Origin of the sequence: Streptomyces sp. NPDC050743, from assembly GCF_044456925.1 — a bacterium.
Lineage (GTDB): Bacteria > Actinomycetota > Actinomycetes > Streptomycetales > Streptomycetaceae > Streptomyces.
In genome coordinates, this window is sequence record NZ_JBITGJ010000022.1 from 37,778 (window position 1) to 55,416 (window position 17,639).

Here is a 17,639-nt window from a genome sequence, read left to right on the forward strand (position 1 = left end):
CGGTGCGGAGCGACCCGCTCATCCGGCCGACGTACCCGGAGATCCCGGGGACGGCCGGGCGGGTCGAACCCGATTCCCGTCCGGAAGGTGACCGCCGATGTCCCACCCCGCCCTCACCACTCCCGGCGCGAGCGCGCCGAGTGCCCCGGTCCTCGCCGAGGTCGTCCGCTCCGGATTCGTCGAAGGACGGCACAGGGGCAGTGTGGTGCTCCTGGCCGCGGACGGCTCGGTCGAGTGGGCGATCGGTGATGTGGCCTCCCCCGTGTTCCCGCGGTCCTCCAACAAGCCGATGCAGGCGGCGGGCATACTGCGGGCCGGCCTCGACCTGCGAGGAGAGCGGCTGGCCCTGGCCGCCGCGAGCCACTCCGGCGAGCCGTTCCACCGCGACCTGGTGCGAGCGATGCTCGACGAGCACGGCCTGACCCCGGAGCACCTGCAGTGCCCGCCCGCCCTCCCGCTGGACCAGGAGGAGCAGGAGGCCTATCTGGCGGCCGGCGGCCGGCGCGACCGTGTGGCCATGAACTGCTCCGGCAAGCACACGGCGATGCTGGCCGCCGCCGCGCTGCGGGACTGGCCGCTGGAGTCCTACCTCGACCCGGACCATCCGCTTCAGCGCCTCATCCGTACGGTCGTGGAGGAGGCGGCCGGTGAACCGGTGGCCGCCGTCGGCGTGGACGGCTGCGGGGCGCCGCTGATGGCGATCAGTCTGACCGGCCTCGCCCGTGCCTTCCGCTCCTTCGTCCTCGCCGCGCCCGGCACCCCCGAACGGCGGGTCGCCGACGCCATGCGCGCCCACCCCGAGTACGTCGCCGGCACCCACCGCCACGACACCTGGCTCATGAGGGAGATGCCGGGCGCCCTGTCGAAGGTGGGCGCGGAAGCCGTACAGGCCCTCGCCCTGCCCGACGGCCGTGCCCTGGCCCTCAAGATCGAGGACGGTGGAGTCCGGGCCCTCGGCCCGGTCCTGGCCCGTGCGTTGCGCCTGACGGGGGTCACGGCGCCGGTCGTGGACCGCATCGGCCGCACGCCGGTGCTGGGGCGGGGGGAGACGGTGGGGGAGGTGCGCGCGGCGTTCTGACACGTGTCACTGACGGAACGTCAGCTACGCTGGAGGGCAAGGGCGCAGGCGCCCTCCTCCGGCTGTGGACGCGGCGAACGGCTGTCGGCTTCCGTTCCTTGAGCGTTTAACTGGCGATTCCTGTGCGTACGGTGTGCCCTCCCTAGGGTCCATGAGGCTTTCGAAAGAAGGGGCTCATGGACTCACTCCTCGCGATCCGGGCTCGCGGGATCACCAAGTGTTTCGGCGATGTCGTCGCGCTCGACGGCATCGACCTCGATGTGGCGCAGGGACAGATCCACGGACTGGTGGGTCCGAACGGCGCCGGCAAGACGACGCTCCTCGGGCTCCTGCTCGGGCTGGCCGTGGCCGACAGCGGCAGTCTGGAGATCCTCGGTTCCCCGGTGGGCAGGACGTTCGCCGCTCCCGACGCTGTCGCCGGGTTCGTGGACGGTCCCGGCCTCTACCCGTCGCTCACCGCCAGGCAGAACCTCGCCGCGCTCGCCGCTCTGCGCGGCCAGGACGCGCGCACGGCGGGCATCGACGACGTCATCGGCCAAGTCGGACTCATCGATGTCGCCGACGACCGGATCCGCGGCTTCTCCCTGGGCATGCGGCAACGGCTCGGGCTCGCCGCCGCCTTGCTCACCAAGCCCCGGCTCCTCGTGCTGGACGAGCCGTCCAACGGCCTCGACCCGGCCGGCAAGAAGCACGTCCACGGCGTCCTCGCCCGGCTCGCGGCGGAGGGAACCAGCGTCGTGCTGTCGAGCCACCGCATGGACGACCTCGAGGCACTGTGTTCCGAGGTCACCATCCTCGCCACCGGACGGGTCGTCTTCTCCGGCCCGTTGCGCAAGCTGGCCGCCGAGAACCGTGAACTGGACTACCGGCTGATCGCCTCCGATCCGCAGACCGCCCGCCGGATCGCTGCCGACACGCCCGGGATCCACCTCGTCGACGACGGACGTCCCGGCGGCGACGAGGTGCTCGTCGTACGCGCCCTCGTGCCGGCGCTCGACGAACTCGTGGTGCGGCTCGTGCAGTCGGGCACCGCCTTGCGTGAACTCGCCCCCGTGGTCTCGCCGCTGGAGGCCGCCTTCCTCGCCCTGACCGAACATCAGGAGGCGGAGAGCGAAGGGAAGGAGTCCGGCGCCGAGCAGCCGGAGTCCGTCGTCGAGCAGCAGGAAGCCGGCGCCGAGCGGCAACTGCAAGCCGCCGCCCAGCCGCAGGACACCCCCGCCGAGCAGCAGGAGGCCGGCCGATGACCGCCACCGCGACCGCCCCCGCCCCCGACCGGTCCACCGGCGCCGGCCGCGTCTCGGTGGCTCGCGGCTACTGCTTCGAACTGGTCAAGCTCGTCTCGCAATGGCGGATCCGCCTGCTGGTGCTCGCCTGCTGGTTCGCCCCGGCGCTGTTCGTCGCGGCGGTGAGCCAGCAGAGCACACTCCCCTCCGACACCCTCTTCGGCCGCTGGATGCTCGCCACCGGGTGGGCCGGACCGCTGGTGATGCTCGGCTTCGCGGGCACCTGGGCGCTGCCGCTGCTGACCTCGGTGGTCGCCGGCGACGTGTTCGCCTCCGAGGACCGGCTCGGCACCTGGCGGCACCTGCTGGTGGCGGTCCGCTCGCCGCGGCGGATCTTCGCGGCGAAGGCGCTGGCCAGCCTCACCGTCATCCTGCTCCTCGTGGCCGGGCTGGCCTGCTCCAGCGCGGTTGGCGGCCTCGTGACCGTCGGCAACCGGCCGCTGGTCGGCCTCGACGGCCACCAGCTGACGCCATCGGACGCGGCCGGCCAGGTCGCCCTGGCCTGGGTGTGCGCACTCGCCCCGACCCTGGCCCTCGCCGCGATCGGACTCCTCGGCTCCGTCGTGCTGGGGCGGTCCCCGATGGGTCTGCTGCTGCCCGCGGTCGTCGCGCTCGCGATGCAACTCGCCCAGATGCTGCCGCTCCCGGTCTCCGTACGCCTCGCGCTGCCCGGCTACGCCTTCATCGCCTGGAACGGCCTGTTCACCAGCCCGGCACAGCTCGGCCCGCTCCTGATCGGCGTCGTGGTAAGCCTGGTGTGGGCCCTGCTCGCGACAACGTTGGCATATCTGCTGTTCCTGCGGCGCGACTTCACCAATCTCACCGCCGACGGATCGGGGCGCCGCGCGGTCGCCGTCGGTCTCCTGCCGCTCGTCGCACTGGCCGGCGCGACCGTCGCCGTCGTCGCCACGGCGACCGGGGCCACGGGCTCCGGGATCACGCAGGACAAGGTGCAGCGCTCCCTCGCCACGGAGTTCGCCCACCTCTACCGCATGCAGACCAAGCAGCTCAACCGTCCCGACGTCACCGAAGCGCAGCTGAAGGCCACGGCGACGTGCGACAAGGGCAGCGTCAGGGTCGCCGCAGTGGGACCCGGCAACGACTGGCGCTGCGTCGTGTCCTGGCATCTCCCCAACGTCGAGGCCACCGGGACGGCCATCTACCAACTCGACGTCACCTCAGACGGGCGGTTCGTCGCCGACGGCGACGGACCGAAGGAAGTGAACGGCTACTTCCTGGTGCGGACCCCGACCGGCGACGCACCGAACCCACTTTGGCAGTTCGACGGCAACGTCGAACTTCTCAGCACCACGAAGGGATGACTCCAGTGCAGGTAACACGTCGTCGCAGGCCTGTGGAGACGGAGTTCCGCGGTAGACGAATCGGGCGCCGCAGCGCCCTCACGGCAGGCGCCACCGCGGTGGTCCTGGCCGTCACCGCCGGCGTCGGCTACGCCCAGACGCACCAGTTCGGCACCGACCAGGTCGGCCAGACGACCGACCGCGGTCAGGTGATCTCCAGCGACCAGTACATCGCCCCCTACGGCGAACGCCTGGTCATCAACAACGGCAAGATCATGTCGTCCTCGCCCAGCCCGGAGGGCACCCACATCGCGGCCTCCGTCACCGACGGCGGCAGCGCGCTGGCCATCGTCGACGTGAAGAACTGGAAGGTGCAGCAGGTCGTCGGCACCGCCGCCTCGTCGACCCCGCGCCTGAGCAGCAACTCCGTGGGCCAGGAAGGCCCCACGTACTCGCCCGACGGCAAGCAGCTGTGGCTGGGCCAGACCGACGGCTACACGAAGTTCACGGTCAACCCGGACGGCACGGTCGCCAACCCGACCTCCATCAAGATCCCGGCGGACGGGTCCAAGCACGCCCTGGTCGGCGAGGCCGTCTTCTCGGCCGACGGCTCCACCGTGTACTCCGCGGTCAACGGCCAGAACCGGGTGGTCGCCATCGACGCGGCCACCGGCGCCATCAAGCAGAGCTGGAACGTGGGCAACGCGCCGCGTGACATGGTCCAGGTCGGCGACAAGCTCTACATCAGCAACGAGGGCGGCCGTCCGGCAAAGGCCGGCGACACCACCATCAACTCGTACGGCACCCAGGTGCCGGCCGACCCGAAGACCGGCGCCACCACCACCGGCACCGTCAGCGTCATCGACCTGGCGAACCCGACCGCGGACCCGTCGAGCATCGACGTCGGCCTGCACCCCACCGCCCTGTACGCCAAGGGCAAGGCGCTGTTCGTCACCAACACGGCCAGCAACAACGTGTCGGTCATCGACACCGACAAGAACAAGGTCGTGCAGACCATCAACACCCAGCCGTGGCCGGAGGCGTCGGTGGGCTACGAGCCCAACGCGGTGACGCTCACTGACGACGGCCGCCTGCTGGTGACCCTCGGCCGCGCGAACGCGGTCGCCGTCTACCGGTACAAGAGCCCGCTGGAGCCGGTGAGTTACGTCGGCCTGCTCCCGACGGACTACTTCCCCGCGGAGATCACGACCGTCGGCAACCAGGTGCTGGTCTCCAACACCCGTGGTATCGACGCCCGCCGCCCGAACAACCCCGCCGGGCACGGCACCCACGACACGACGTCCAGCCTCCAGCGCTTCACCCTGCCGGACGACAGCGTCATCCGGTCCGAGACGGCCAAGGTCTTCCAGCAGAACGGCTGGACCCCCGGCTCGGTCTCGATGGCCAAGGGCGGCGGCACGACGCGGCCGGTGGCGGTCCCGCAGCGGCTCGGCGACCCTTCGACGATCAAGCACGTCTTCTTGATCGTCAAGGAGAACCGGACCTACGACCAGGTGTTCGGCGACATGCCGCAGGGCAACGGCGACCCGTCGGTGACGCAGTTCGGCGAGAACGTCACGCCGAACCAGCACGCGCTGGCCAAGCAGTTCGGCCTGTACGACAACACGTACGACATCGGCACGAACTCCGCCGAGGGCCACAACTGGCTGATGCAGGCCGACGACCCGGAGTACACCGAGTCGTCCGCCGGTGAGTACCAGCGCAGCTACGACACCGAGAACGACGCTCTCGGCCACCAGAAGACCGGCTTCATCTGGAGCGGTGCGCAGGCGGCCGGGAAGACCGTGCGGGACTTCGGCGAGTTCCAGTCGATCGAGAGCAAGCCGGCCGGCGCGACCTGGCAGAACCTGTACTGCGACGCCAAGAACATGGACGCGACGGGCCAGCCGACCGCCTACCCGATACAGACGGGCTCGGCGATCCCGTCGCTCAACTCCGTGTCGGTGCCCGGCTTCCCGATGTTCGACCTCGACGTCCCGGACGTCTACAAGTACCAGATCTGGAAGCAGGACTTCGAGAAGAACGGTCCCGCGAACCTGAACATGTTCTGGCTCTCCAACGACCACACCGGTGGTCCGGCGAGCCCGGCGGCTCAGGTGGCGGACAACGACCTCGCGGTCGGCAAGATGGTCGACGAGATCTCCCACAGCAAGTACTGGAAGGACTCGGCGATCTTCGTCGTCGAGGACGACTCCCAGGCCGGTCTCGACCACGTCGACGGCCACCGTGCCCCGATCCAGGTCATCAGCCCCTGGGCCCAGCACGGCACCGTCGACAGCCACTACTACTCGCAGATCACGATGATCCGCACCATCGAGCAGATCCTCGGGATCCACCCGATGAACCAGAAGGACAGCGCGGCGTCGCCGATGCGCGGGGCGTTCACCCAGCGCCCGGACTACACGCCGTTCAAGGCGGTGCCCAACCGGACCTCGCTGACCGACGGCCTGAAGACCCCGCCCTCCTGCGGTGTCGACACCCCGGCGGCGCAGGACCCGAAGGCGGCTGCCGTTCCGGCGGCCAAGGTCCCGGCGGACATGCAGAAGCTCGCCGCCGAGTGGGACAGCTGGAAGTCGAAGCAGCGGCTGACCGGGTCGCACGCGGTGCCCGACTTCGCCAACCCCGCGCAGATGAACCACCTCACGTGGTATCAGACGCACAACTGGAGCACGCCGTACCCCGGTGAGAAGAAGATCTACGCACCGAACGACGTGCCCGGCGCCTACATCCCGTCGTCGGAGTCCGACGGCTGACGCAGGCTGATTCGTCGAGGACCCCTGGCCGGCCGCACGCCTGCCAGGGGTCCTCGGCGTTCCGGCATGGCACGCCCCACGCGAGGGATCCCGCGCCGGTCCCCGAGCCGGCCCGAGCCTGTCGATGACCTCGCGCATCTGGTCCGCGTCGGATTCGTGGAGGGTCTCGCCCATGCGGATGTCCCGGGCGTGGAGGGTGTGGATGAGAGGGCCGTGCGGCGCGCCGAGTCGGACGAGAGAGGCGGAGGGGCCGGGTACGGCGCGTTCCCGGGCGTTGTGCAGCCCGAGTGCCTGCTGCACGTCGACGTCCAGGGCGATGGGCGGGTGGTGAAAGGCCAGGATCGTGCCCGGTGCGGCGGGGGTTGCCAGTACGTCGCGCAGCCAGCGCAGTTGTGCCCGGCCGAGCGGGCCGTAGTCCTTGCCCGGCACCAGGGCGACCAGCCGCCATCCGCCGAGTGCGCGCCGCGCCACGCTGGCGCGCGAAGCCGCCCAGGAGGTCGCGGGCCCGCCGGGCGAACGGCGGGATCAGCTGCTCGCCGAGCACGGGCCGGCGACGCTGCGCGTGAGCGGACGGTCGGCGAAGCGCGGCGGCTGCTCCGGAACCCTCCCGGAGATGGAGCTCCTGGCCCGCGGTCTGCGGGCGTCCGGCATCGCTGCCGCCGGCACCCGGCCGTGGCTCCGGCAGCCGTTCCGCGTTCGTGAGGTGCGGAGATCCCGATCGGGCATAGCCTGGCAGTTGGGTGGTTTCGCCGGTCGTGTCCCAGCACCCCCGGTGAAGCTCGCCGCAGCTCACCGGCGAGGGAGGAAACATGTCGGTTTCCCAGGAGCGGCAGGCACCACCGGATCCCGCCAGGCAGCAAGCGTTCGCCGCCGAGATGGTCGACGTCCTCAACAAGGCGGCACTGGCCCTGCTCACCAGCGTCGGCCACCAGTGCGGCCTGTTCGACACCCTGGCCGGCCTGCCCCCGTCGTCCAGCGCCGGCATAGCCGAGGCGGCGGATCTCGACGAACGGTATGTGCGGGAGTGGCTGGGCGGCATGGTCGTCGGCGGACTCGTCGAGTACGACCCGGCGCGGCACACGTACGCGCTGCCGGCGGAGCACGCCGCATCGCTGACCACGGCGGCGGGCCCGGGCAACGTGGCGGCCATGATGCCGTACGTCGCGCTCATGGGCGAGGTCGAGCAACAGGTCGTGCGGTGCTTCCGCAGGGGCGGCGGAGTGCCGTACTCGGCGTATCCCCGCTTCCAGGCGCTGCGGGCCGAGGAGACCGCCCGGATCTACGACCTCGCGCTGGTGGATGTGATCGTGCCGCTGGTGCCGGGGCTGTCCGAGCGGCTGCGGGCCGGCATCGAGGTTCTCGACGTGGGCACCGGGCAGGGCCATGCCCCGCTCGTGCTGGCGAAGGCCTTTCCCGCGAGCCGCTTCCACGGCCTGGACCAGTCGGAGGCCGCCATCGCGACCGCCCGGGCCGAGGCGGCCGTCGCCGGTCTGCACAACCTGACCTACACCGTCGCCGACGCGACCCGGATCACCAGCGAATACGACCTCATCACCGCCTTCGACGTCATCCACGACCTGGCCCGGCCGGCCGAGACCCTCGAGGCGATCGCCCGCGCCCTGCGCCCCGCGGGCACGTTCCTCATGGGCGACATCGCCGCCTCCAGCAGGCTGGAGGAGAACATCGGCCGTCCCTTCGCCCCCGCGCTCTACGGCTTCTCCGTCTTCTACTGCATGACGACCTCGCTCAGCACGGGCGGAGCGGGTCTGGGCACGGCGTGGGGCCAGGAGACGGCCGTGCGGATGCTCGCGGAGGCGGGGTTCGGGACCATAGACGTCAAGTCCGTGGAGGGTGACCCGCTCAACGTCTACTACGTGGCGACCAGGCGCTGACCAGCTGCAGGACTCGTACCTCCAAGAAGGCACTCGGCCATGAACACCAGCGACGAAACGGCTGTCGGCGGTCTGCGCGAGGCACTGCGGGGATCCCTGATCACACCGCAGGACCCCGGCTACGACGCGGCCCGCAGCATCTACAACGCCATGATCGACCGGCGGCCGGCCGCCTTCGCCCAGTGCGTGGACGTGGCCGACGTGCAGACGGTGATCTCCTTCGCCCGGGACACCGCCGCCGAGCTCGCCGTGCTCGGCGGCGGCCACAGCGGCCCGGGTCTGTGCCTGGTCGACGACGGACTCGTCCTCGACCTGAGGCCGATGCGCTGGGTGAGGGTGGACCCGGAGACGGACACCGTCCAGGTGGGCGGCGGCAGCCAACTCGGCGACCTCGACCATGCGACACACGCCTTCGGACGCGCCGTGCCGGCCGGGATCGTGTCGACCACGGGCGTCGCCGGTCTGACCCTGGGCGGCGGCCACGGCTATCTCACCCGCAGGTACGGCCTGACGATCGACAGCCTGCTGTCGGCCGACGTCGTCCTCGCCGACGGCAGCTACGTGACCGCGTCGGCGGACAACCACCCGGACCTGTTCTGGGCGCTGCGCGGCGGAGGCGGCAACTTCGGCGTGGTGACGTCGTTCACCTTCGGGCTGCACCCGGCGTCCACGGTCGGGGGCGCCGTGACGCTGTGGCCGGTCGACCGCACGACCGAAGTGCTGCGCTGGTACCGGGAGTTCCTGCCTGCCGCGCCGGACGAGCTCTACGGGTTCTTCGCCCTCCTCGTGGTACCGCCCGGCCCGCCCTTCCCCGAGCCGATCCACGGGCAGAAGATGTGCGCCGTGGTCTGGTGCTACACGGGCGACCTCTCCGACGAGCGCCTGGCGGAGACGTTCGCCGTGGTGAACGAGCCGGCGCCGCCGGCCTTCCACTTCGCAGCCCCGATGCCCTACCCCGCCTTGCAGAGCATGTTCGACGGGCTGCTTCCCGAGGGACTGCAGTGGTACTGGCGCGGCGACTTCTTCGAGACCGTCTCCGACGCCGCGATCGAGGTGCACCACAAGTACGGCGAGAACATCCCGACCGGCCTGTCGACCATGCACCTGTACCCCGTGGACGGGGCGGCCCACCAGGTCGATGACGCGGACGGCACGGCCTGGGCCTACCGGGACGCCGTCTGGTCCGGCATCGTCGCCGGCATCGACCCGGACCCCGGCAGCGCCGAGGCGATCCGGCAGTGGTGCGTCGACTACTGGACCGACCTGCACCCGCACTCCATGGGCGGCTCCTACGTCAACTTCATCGGTCCCGGGGAGAGCCAGGAACGGGTCCGCACCACCTACCGCGGTCACTACGACCGCCTGGCCGCGGTCAAGCGCGCCTACGACCCGGACAACCTGTTCCACGCCAACCAGAACATCCCGCCGGCCCCGGACTGAGCGGCGTCAGCGGCCGGTGTCGTGTTCGCTGATCCAGCGGGCGGCGAGCAGGCCGGAGGCGGCGGTGAGCGCGGCGGCGGCGACGACGGTGGCGTTCAGGCCGAGGGCGTCGGCGAGGACGCCCGCGACGAGGGCGCCCACGGCGTAGCCGATGTCGCGCCAGAAGCGGTAGGTGCCCAGCGCGCCCGTCCGCCAGGCGGGGTGCGCGTGGTCGGAGACCGAGGCGATCAGGGCCGGGTAGACCATGGCGGTGCCGAGTCCGAGCGCGACGGCCGAGAGGACGCCCGCCAGGAGCGGGGTGTCCAACAGGGCGAGGGCCAGGACGAATCCGGCGGCCTGGGTCAGCATGCCGGCGACGATGAGCGGTTTGCGCCCGATCCGGTCGGAGAGGTGGCCGGTGGGGATCTGGCCGAGGCCCCAGAGGATGGGGTACAGGCCCTTGACGAGGCCGACGGCGGCGAGGCCGAGACCGTGGTCGGTGAAGAGCAGGGGGAAGACGCCCCAGGCCAGGCCGTCGTTGAGGTTGTTGACCAGGCCGGCCTGGCTGGCGCCGCGCAGGGAGCGGTGGTGCCAGGAGGTCCGGGCGAAGGTGGCGGCCAGGGCGGTGCTCTCGCCGGACGTCAGGGGCCTGGTGTGGTGGGCGAGTTCCAGGGCGACGTGCGCGGCGGTGTCCCGCACGACCAGGGCGAGGCCGAGCCCGGCGGCGACGAAGACCACACCGATGAGTTCCGGCACCGGACGCAGGCCGTAGGCGGTGGCGAGATAGCCGGTGACCAGGGCGGTGGTGCCGACGGCGGTGTAGCCGGCCGCCTCGTTCAGGCCGGTGGCCAGTCCGCGCCGGGCGGGGCCGACCAGGTCGATCTTCATGTTGACCGTCATCGACCAGGTCAGGCCCTGGTTGAGGCCGAGCAGCACGTTCGCGGCCACGATCCACCCCCAGGACGGCGCCCAGGCGAGCGCGAACGGCACGGGGACGCCGATGAGCCAGCCCGTCACCAGCAGCTGCTTGCGGCGGAAGCGGGCCGTCAGCGCGCCCGCGGCGAGGTTGGTGAGGGCCTTGGTCAGGCCGAAGGCGATGATGAAGGAGAAGACGGCCAGGTCATTGGTCAGGCCGAAGGTGCGGGCGCCGATGAGCGGGACGGTCGTGCGTTCCAGGCCGACGAGGCCGCCCACGCAGACGTTCACGATGACGAGCAGCGTGAACTGCACCCAGTTCTCGCGCAGCCCCAGCCGAACAGGCGTGGCCTCGGAGTCGACGGTCGCGCTCACCGGGCGGCGCCCATGGTGAGCCGGCGGCCGTGGGCCGCGGCGTAGTCACCGGGGCTGCCGTTCAGCACGGTCAGGTCGGTGTGGCCGGCGCGCTCCAGCACACTGGCGGCGGTCATGGCCCGCTCCCCGTGCCCGCAGGCCACCACCGCGCCCCCGGGGACCTCGGCGGTGTGGGCGGCGAGGGCGCCGAGTTCGAGGTGGACGGCGCCCGGGACGTGTCCGGCGGTGTACTCGGCCGCCTGCCGGACGTCGAGGTACGGGGCGTCCGGCGCCTGGTCCGGGGTGACGAACGCGGTGGCCGAGGTGGGAAGGCCGGCCTCCTGCCAGGCGGTCACGCCGCCGAAGAGACGGCCGGCGAGCCGCTCGTAACCGATCTTGTACGCCTGCCAGACGATCTCCGACAGATCCTGGTCCTCTTCGGCGACGAAGGCTATGGGGTCCCCGGCGGGCAGCAGCCAGCCCAGCCAGGTGGCGAACGTGCCGCGCAGCGGGATGGAGATCGACCCCGGTATGTGGGCGGCGGCGAAGCGGACGGCCGGACGGACGTCGACCACATGGCCGCCGTCGGCGAGCAGCGCGCGCACCCGCTCGGTGTCCAGGGCGGGCAGCGTCGGTGTGGCGGTCAGGACGGCGGGGCCGCACCGGTTGAGTGCGGCGAGCCGGTCGAAGTAGGCGGGATAGCTGCCGAGGCCCGCGATCAGCCGGGACACGAAGGTGTTCTCGTCGGGCGCGGCGAGCAGCGGGTTGGCCCGCTTCTCGGTGCCGATGGTGGTGGTGCGTTCGGCGCCGGGCGGAGCCGAGCAGAACGAGCCGGCTCCGTGGGTGGGCCACACCGCGGTCTCGTCCGGCAGCCGGGTCAGCCGCCGCAGGGAGCGGTACTGCGCACGGGCCAGCTCCTCGGTGCGTGAGGCGCCGAGCAGGTCGGTGCGCGCGGCCGAGTTCACGATCAGCGAGCCGCCGGTGAACACCCCGAGCGGGCGGCCGCCGTCCAGCAGCAGGAAGGACAGGTGCTCGTCGGTGTGCCCGGGGGTGGCCAGGGCCCGCAGCGTCAGCCCGCCCAGGTCGACCTCGTCGCCGTCCGCGAGGCCCCGGTGCGGGAAGGCGCGGCGGCCGGCGGCGGAAGCGAGCACGGCGGCGCCGTGGTCGTAGCCGAGCTGGACGGCACCGGAGAGGAAGTCGGCGTGCAGATGGGTGTCGGCCGCGAACGCGACGCGCAGCCCGCGCCGGTCGGCGGCCGCGTGCAGGGCGCGCAGATCGCGGCTCGCGTCGACGGCGAGGGCCCGGCCGTCGCCCAGGTCGACGAGGTAGGCGCTGTTGCCCAGTCCCTCGTCCACCAGCGGAATCAGATGGTCCCCAGCGAAACCCATGGCCGTTCCTCCGACATCCGGTACTCCCGTGTCACCCCGCATCCCCTACGATATTCCATGGATATATGGAGGATGCGCATGGCGGAGACCACGGCAACCGGCTCCAAGGCGGAGCTGTACGACGCGTTCGCGGCCAGCGGCAAGGCGCTGGCCAGCGGAAAACGTCTGGAACTGCTCGATCTGCTGGCCCAGGGCGAGCGGACCGTCGACGCCCTCGCGAAGGCGGCCGGGCTCAACCTGACGACCGCGTCGGCGCACCTGCAGACGCTCAAGCAGGCCGGATTCGTCGCCACCCGCCGGGAGGGCGTGCGCATCCACTACCGGCTCGCCGGCGACGACGTGGCCCGGCTGTTCGCGCTGCTGCGCAAGGTCGCCGAGAAACACCAAGCCGCCGTGCCGGCCGCCCGCGACGCCTACCTCGGCGACGACGGTGCCGTGGAGGTCGGCCGCGAGGAACTCCACGCCCGCGTCGCAGCGGGGGATGTGGTGGTGCTCGACGTGCGGCCGGTGGAGGAGTACCGGGCCGGGCACATCCCCGGCGCGATCTCCATCCCGGTCGGCGAACTGGCCGACCGCATCAGCGAGTTGCCCGAGGACACCGAGATCGTCGTGTACTGCCGTGGCGAGTACTGCGTCCTCGCCTACGACGCGGTCCGCCTCCTCACCGACCGCGGACGGCGGGCCATCCGCCTCAACGACGGCATGCTCGAATGGCGCCTGGCCGACATGCCCGTGGACGCGGCGGAGCCGACGTGAGCGAGGCACTCCCGGCGCGTCCGGGCCCGGCCCACCTGGACTGAACGCCGTCACGCCTGCGCCCCGGTCCCCTGCCGCTCGCCCGCAGCCTCGGTGTCCGCGCTGGGCCGGGGCGTCTACCGCTTGGCCGGAACGATCCGACGGCCCGTGAGGCTCGTGGGCCGGATCGACACCCACATCTCGCGCTCACCGCCGGCGAAGGGCGGGGTGTGGGCCTGCCGGGCGAGGCTCCGGACGGTGTCCGGGTCCGTCACGACGCTCGCCGGGCCGACGGCGAGGACACTCCAGCCCTGGCCCAGAGCCTCGTCCAGGTGATCGACCTCGAAGGCGACCTCCCGCTCGGCGGCCGCGGCGGCCACGGAATCGGGCGCGGTCCGGTAGACGATGGCGTCGTCCACCACGTCGTAGTTGACCGGTATGACCGCCGGGCGGTCGTCGGACGTCGTCACCGAGACGCGGCCCACGCCGTACGCGGAGAGCAGCGTGCGGCATTCCTCCGGGGAGAGGTCGCGCAGCTCGGGATGGAGCAGTGCGTAGCCCTGAGCGGGTGGGAGATCGATGCCTCCGCCGCGCAGGGCGGCGACCGTGGTGCCCAGTGCGTCGGCCAGTCTGACGAGCGTCGTCAGGGTCGGGTCGGCGGGCCGTTCCTCGAGATACGCCAGATAGTCGGGCGACATCCTGGCGCGGCCGGCCGTCTCCTCGCGGCTGAGGCCCTGCCTCTCGCGTTCGAGGGCCACGCGCCGGCCGATGTCGCCGGGGTCGGCCGCCCCTGGCGGTGGGGCGGCGGGGGAGACGGCGGTCGCTTCACCCGTGACCTGCCCTGGCCCGTGCGGGCCCGCGGCCCGCTCGTGGTGCAGCGGACGGATGTGCGCGTCGGGTCCCGGGAACACCAGGGTCACTTCGTCCGTGTCCGACCAGCGCACCTCGTAGGGAGGTGTCCCGTCCTGGTGGTGGAGCCCGACGATCTCGCCGTCGCGCCTGGCGGCACCGGTCGCCGGACTTTCCACGATGAGCTGGTCGCCGAGGTGAGCTCGCATGATCGCCGCCCTCTCCGCAGAATCGTGCTCTCTCCGACGTGCCACGCGGGACACAGCGCCGCACGGGGCGCGAACCCTGGCGCGGCACAGGTTCACACGGGCCGTGCAGAGGGCCGACGGCTGCTCTGCCGGGGCTCCTCCACTGCCCGCATGTCGCGTTCGGCGGCGCTGAGCAGCTGATGGGCGAGGTCGACCATGGCCCGGCCCGCCGCCAGTTCGTCGCCGATCTCCGGCACGTTCGCGTCCGCCGGATGGCAGCGCGCTCTTCCGTCGGCGGAGAGAGCGGTGCCGCCGGTGTCCAGCACCGCATGCGCCTTCGTCGTCCCGTCGTCGTCCTCGAAGAGGTGGAGGCGGACCTGCCACTGCGTCGTGTGCGACATGACGTTCCTCCTCGTCCCGGCCCGACGACCGGCACCTCGTGCGGCCTCCGGCGAGCCGCTGGTCGGATTCCCCGCTCCGTCCCACCATCGGCCGGTGGCGGCCTCCAGGCCCAGGGCCGAACGTCCCTGGGAGACCGGCGTCCGGCCCCGGGAGACCGACCGGACGCCCGCTCGGGCCGCCTGCGCGGCTCGCGCTCGCAGTCGCCGCCTGCCTGAGACGATGAACGGGCAGGTTTCCCGGGAGGTGACGGATATGCCGCCTCGGTTCCGGCTCACGCTGCTGGGCGTGGGCGCCATGGCCTCCCCGCGTTTCGCCCCGGCCGGACTGCTCCTCGCCTACGGCCGCCGGCGCGTCGCGTTCGACGGCGGGCCCGGCGCGGAGCCGCCCGAGGGCCGGCTGGACGCCTGGCTCGTGACCGACGAGCACGCCGAACTGCGTTCCGCCCTGCGGCGTCTCGCCGCAGCGCGCGGCCTGGTGCCGCGCATGACGGACGCGGACTTCGGCGAGCTGCGCATCCGCGCGCTGCCGGTCGCGCACACCTCCCATCCCACCTGCGGTTACCGCATCGAGGGAGGGCCGGGGGCGGTGGTGTGGGCACCGGAGTTCTGGGCCTTCCCGGCCTGGGCCGCGGACGCGGACCTGATGTTCGCCGAAGCCTCGTCCTGGAACCGCCCCATCCGCTTCCGCGGCGGGGTGGGCGGGCACGCCCCCGTGCGGGAGGTGGGCGCGGAGGCGGCCCGGAACCGGGTCGGACGCCTGGTCTACGCGCACATCGGCCGCCCCTGCCTCCGGGCCATGGACGCCGGTCTGACCCCCGAGCACGGGGAGTGGGGCCGTGAGGGCCGTACGTACGTCCTGTCCACATCCCACCGAACGAGCTGAGCGTCGTGGATCCGCCCTCCACGGCGGCCCTGGATCCGCGGCGTCCGCGTGGCCGTGCCCAAGGGACCGGTCGGCCCGGCGTGACCGGCCGCATGGCTCTGTCGACGCGCGGCCGCACCGGAGATGCTGCGACCGTGGGCCTGAAAGGCCGGCGAGGCCCCTGGTGCCGTGCGCGGCGCTGATGGAGGCCGGTCACGAGAGGCGGAGACCATGTCCGGAACCGTCACAGCAGGCATCGACGGCTCGCCCGAGAGCCGTGCCGCGGCTGAATGGGCGGCGCGCGAGGCGCTGCTGCGCGGCCTGCGGCTGAAGATCGTGTGCGTCAGGGAGCCGGTGCCCGGGCGCCTGGCCCAGAACCCGCTGCTGGACCCCGAGGCCTACCGGCACTGGGCCGAGCGGACGGTGCAGGAAGTCGCGGAAGGCATCCGGCTGCGTCACCCGGGCCTCACGGTGGTCACCGAGCAGCTCACCGGAACCGTGGCCGACATCCTCTGCGAGGCGGCGGGGCCCGCCGAACTGCTGGTGCTGGGCTCACGGGGCCTCGGCGGGATCGGTGGATTCCTGACCGGCTCGGTGAGTCTGGCCGTCGTGGCCCGCGCCGAGCGCCCGGTGGTGCTGGTGCGGGCGGAGGAGCGGGCCGCGGACGAGCACAGGACGGATCCCGCGGGCGAGCCGTCGGCCGCGACGCCCTTCCGGCCCGTCGTGCTCGGTCTCGACATCGACGATCCGGACGACACCCTGCTGGAGTTCGCCTTCGAGGCCGCCGTACGCCGGAAGGCCCCCCTGCGGGCCGTCCACAGCTGGCCCGAGCCACCGACCTCCTTCTACCGCTTCGCCGGCGACGTCGAGCTCTACGACTCGCTCGCGCGCGGACAGGCCGAGCTGCTGAGCAAGGTGCTGCGACCCTGGCGGCAGAGGTTCCCCGACGTCGAGGTGATCGAGTCGAGCCGGTGCGGCAGTGCCGCGCAGAATGTCGTAGAGGACTCCCGCGACGCCTCGCTGGCCGTCGTCGGCCGGCGCATCCGCACCGGCTTGTTCGGCGACCGCATCGGGCACGTCACGCATGCGGCCATCCACCACGTCACGGCCCCCGTCGCGGTCGTCCCACACAGCTGATCCGCCACTGCGAGGAGGGCGACCGGGCGGCCGACGAGGCGGCCGGGGCCAATGGCCCCCGCAAGGGCCATGCGGCCCCATGACAGGGACGGCATGTCCGGCGAACTTGAAAGAGCACCGGGCGCCGCACCGGCGCCGCCCGAGAGGCATGACCGGGGCCGGACGCCCGGTACGAGGAGGCAACCGTGGACGAGCGAATCGCGGTGCGGAGCCTGATGGATGCCGCTCCGTACTCGATCGGTGAGGACGAGAGTGTGCTGATGGCCTGGGAGGTCATGGAGAGGTCCGAGCAGCGTCAGCTCCCGGTGGTCCGTGGGGACGGCTGCTGCGCCGGGGTCCTGGACCGCGCCGAACTCGCCGTGGCCTGCGCGGCCGCGGCCGTGACGCTGTCCCGCCGCACGGTGCGCGAGCTCGTGCACGCCCGCCGTACCGTCACGGTCCACCCCGAGGAGTCGATGCTCCGCGCGGCGGCCGTGATGACCGAGGAACGCCTCGACGCCCTGCCGGTCACGGATCCGCGGGGACGGCTGGTCGGCCTGCTCACGGCCCGGGACTACGTGGCCGCCGCCGCAGGCCTGCGCACCTGCTCCGAGACGGTCAGCCGGAGTCCCGAACGGGCCACCCTGGACGGGCTGCCGCCCCGCCACGCACCACAGGCGCGCGGAATCCCCATTCCGTAGCGGTTCCGCTCACCGGGCCGTTCAAGCGGCCGCTCACTCAGAAAGGAAGGCTGACGTCATGGTCTGGGCATCATGGACCACCCCCGGAGTCTTCACCGGCCGGGGTGGCGCACGAACCAACGAGGCGGGCATCGTCGTCGGCGACCTGACCGTCCACACCACCTGGGACGGCAACGAGGCCGACGTGGCGGTCCAGTACACGGGCACCTCCGAATGGTTCACCCTCTCCGGAAGCCCCGTGCCCTGCCGTTCCGAGGTGCTCAGCCGGCAACTGCACCAGGCCGCCGTGGAAGCGGTCAAGGCGGGCGGCGGATCCACCGTCCCCCACCTCTGAGCATCCGTACATGCCGGCCCCCAAGTGCCCCGGGCGTAAATGCGATTGC

At 72.1% G+C, this 17,639-nt stretch carries 15 protein-coding genes; 11 read left to right on the plus strand and 4 right to left on the minus strand.

The window, feature by feature from the left end; all coding sequences use genetic code 11:
- Nucleotides 1-97 precede the first annotated feature (97 nt).
- The 6 genes from ACIBJF_RS22015 to ACIBJF_RS22040 all read left to right on the plus strand — a co-directional run bounded on the left by ACIBJF_RS22015 (nt 98) and on the right by ACIBJF_RS22040 (nt 9,768).
- Nucleotides 98-1,078 carry an asparaginase gene (locus ACIBJF_RS22015; protein ID WP_399175903.1) on the plus strand — a complete coding sequence of 327 codons (981 nt, stop codon included), beginning with the start codon at nt 98-100 and terminating at the stop codon, nt 1,076-1,078.
- 176 nt (nt 1,079-1,254) lie between these two features.
- Complete coding sequence (locus tag ACIBJF_RS22020) at nt 1,255-2,322, plus strand: ABC transporter ATP-binding protein (protein ID WP_399175904.1); 1,068 nt, start codon at nt 1,255-1,257, stop codon at nt 2,320-2,322.
- Complete coding sequence (locus ACIBJF_RS22025) at nt 2,319-3,683, plus strand: ABC transporter permease (protein ID WP_399175905.1); 1,365 nt, start codon at nt 2,319-2,321, stop codon at nt 3,681-3,683. The genes ACIBJF_RS22020 and ACIBJF_RS22025 overlap by 4 nt, the downstream gene beginning before the upstream one ends.
- Nucleotides 3,684-3,688: 5 nt before the next feature.
- Nucleotides 3,689-6,436 carry an alkaline phosphatase family protein gene (locus tag ACIBJF_RS22030; protein ID WP_399175906.1) on the plus strand — a complete coding sequence of 916 codons (2,748 nt, stop codon included), beginning with the start codon at nt 3,689-3,691 and terminating at the stop codon, nt 6,434-6,436.
- A gap of 809 nt (nt 6,437-7,245) precedes the next feature.
- Complete coding sequence (locus ACIBJF_RS22035) at nt 7,246-8,328, plus strand: class I SAM-dependent methyltransferase (protein WP_399175907.1); 1,083 nt, start codon at nt 7,246-7,248, stop codon at nt 8,326-8,328.
- A gap of 39 nt (nt 8,329-8,367) precedes the next feature.
- Nucleotides 8,368-9,768 (plus strand): FAD-binding oxidoreductase, encoded by a 1,401-nt coding sequence (locus tag ACIBJF_RS22040; RefSeq protein WP_399175909.1) that lies wholly within the window; start codon nt 8,368-8,370, stop codon nt 9,766-9,768.
- Between the two features lie 6 nt (nt 9,769-9,774).
- Here ACIBJF_RS22040 and ACIBJF_RS22045 read toward each other — a convergent pair whose 3' ends face one another.
- Both ACIBJF_RS22045 and ACIBJF_RS22050 read right to left on the minus strand, forming a co-directional pair.
- On the minus strand, nt 9,775-11,037 hold the full coding sequence (locus ACIBJF_RS22045; RefSeq protein ID WP_399175910.1) for an MFS transporter: 1,263 nt from the start codon (nt 11,035-11,037) through the stop codon (nt 9,775-9,777).
- A complete protein-coding gene (locus ACIBJF_RS22050) occupies nt 11,034-12,404 on the minus strand; it encodes a rhodanese-like domain-containing protein (RefSeq protein WP_399175912.1) in 1,371 nt (456 codons plus the stop codon). The genes ACIBJF_RS22045 and ACIBJF_RS22050 overlap by 4 nt, the downstream gene beginning before the upstream one ends.
- Before the next feature lie 78 nt (nt 12,405-12,482).
- Between ACIBJF_RS22050 and ACIBJF_RS22055 the strand changes: the two genes are divergently transcribed.
- A complete protein-coding gene (locus ACIBJF_RS22055) occupies nt 12,483-13,160 on the plus strand; it encodes a metalloregulator ArsR/SmtB family transcription factor (RefSeq protein WP_351801453.1) in 678 nt (225 codons plus the stop codon).
- A gap of 116 nt (nt 13,161-13,276) precedes the next feature.
- Here ACIBJF_RS22055 and ACIBJF_RS22060 read toward each other — a convergent pair whose 3' ends face one another.
- Together ACIBJF_RS22060 and ACIBJF_RS22065 are read right to left on the minus strand one after the other, a co-directional pair.
- A complete protein-coding gene (locus tag ACIBJF_RS22060) occupies nt 13,277-14,197 on the minus strand; it encodes a DUF1918 domain-containing protein (RefSeq protein ID WP_399175916.1) in 921 nt (306 codons plus the stop codon).
- Between the two features lie 92 nt (nt 14,198-14,289).
- A complete protein-coding gene (locus tag ACIBJF_RS22065; protein ID WP_399175917.1) occupies nt 14,290-14,577 on the minus strand; it encodes a DUF1876 domain-containing protein in 288 nt (95 codons plus the stop codon).
- Nucleotides 14,578-14,830: 253 nt separating this feature from the next.
- Between ACIBJF_RS22065 and ACIBJF_RS22070 the strand changes: the two genes are divergently transcribed.
- From ACIBJF_RS22070 to ACIBJF_RS22085, 4 genes are all read left to right on the plus strand, one after another.
- Entirely contained in the window at nt 14,831-15,460 is a 630-nt protein-coding gene (locus tag ACIBJF_RS22070) for a hypothetical protein (protein WP_399175919.1), read from the plus strand.
- 210 nt (nt 15,461-15,670) lie between these two features.
- Complete coding sequence (locus ACIBJF_RS22075; protein ID WP_399175920.1) at nt 15,671-16,576, plus strand: universal stress protein; 906 nt, start codon at nt 15,671-15,673, stop codon at nt 16,574-16,576.
- A 185-nt stretch (nt 16,577-16,761) separates the two neighbouring features.
- Entirely contained in the window at nt 16,762-17,256 is a 495-nt protein-coding gene (locus tag ACIBJF_RS22080) for an HPP family protein (protein ID WP_399175922.1), read from the plus strand.
- 58 nt (nt 17,257-17,314) lie between these two features.
- Nucleotides 17,315-17,590 (plus strand): hypothetical protein, encoded by a 276-nt coding sequence (locus ACIBJF_RS22085; RefSeq protein WP_351801441.1) that lies wholly within the window; start codon nt 17,315-17,317, stop codon nt 17,588-17,590.
- Nucleotides 17,591-17,639: the final 49 nt, after the last annotated feature.

Coding starts and splice junctions, on each gene's coding strand:
- ACIBJF_RS22085 (WP_351801441.1), top strand. CDS start 17,315: ATGGTCTGGGCATCATGGACCACCCCCGGAGTCTTCACCGGCCGGGGT.
- ACIBJF_RS22050 (WP_399175912.1), bottom strand. CDS start 12,404: ATGGGTTTCGCTGGGGACCATCTGATTCCGCTGGTGGACGAGGGACTG.
- ACIBJF_RS22075 (WP_399175920.1), top strand. CDS start 15,671: ATGTCCGGAACCGTCACAGCAGGCATCGACGGCTCGCCCGAGAGCCGT.
- ACIBJF_RS22035 (WP_399175907.1), top strand. CDS start 7,246: ATGTCGGTTTCCCAGGAGCGGCAGGCACCACCGGATCCCGCCAGGCAG.
- ACIBJF_RS22055 (WP_351801453.1), top strand. CDS start 12,483: ATGGCGGAGACCACGGCAACCGGCTCCAAGGCGGAGCTGTACGACGCG.
- ACIBJF_RS22060 (WP_399175916.1), bottom strand. CDS start 14,197: ATGCGAGCTCACCTCGGCGACCAGCTCATCGTGGAAAGTCCGGCGACC.
- ACIBJF_RS22040 (WP_399175909.1), top strand. CDS start 8,368: ATGAACACCAGCGACGAAACGGCTGTCGGCGGTCTGCGCGAGGCACTG.
- ACIBJF_RS22015 (WP_399175903.1), top strand. CDS start 98: ATGTCCCACCCCGCCCTCACCACTCCCGGCGCGAGCGCGCCGAGTGCC.
- ACIBJF_RS22070 (WP_399175919.1), top strand. CDS start 14,831: ATGCCGCCTCGGTTCCGGCTCACGCTGCTGGGCGTGGGCGCCATGGCC.
- ACIBJF_RS22065 (WP_399175917.1), bottom strand. CDS start 14,577: ATGTCGCACACGACGCAGTGGCAGGTCCGCCTCCACCTCTTCGAGGAC.
- ACIBJF_RS22020 (WP_399175904.1), top strand. CDS start 1,255: ATGGACTCACTCCTCGCGATCCGGGCTCGCGGGATCACCAAGTGTTTC.
- ACIBJF_RS22025 (WP_399175905.1), top strand. CDS start 2,319: ATGACCGCCACCGCGACCGCCCCCGCCCCCGACCGGTCCACCGGCGCC.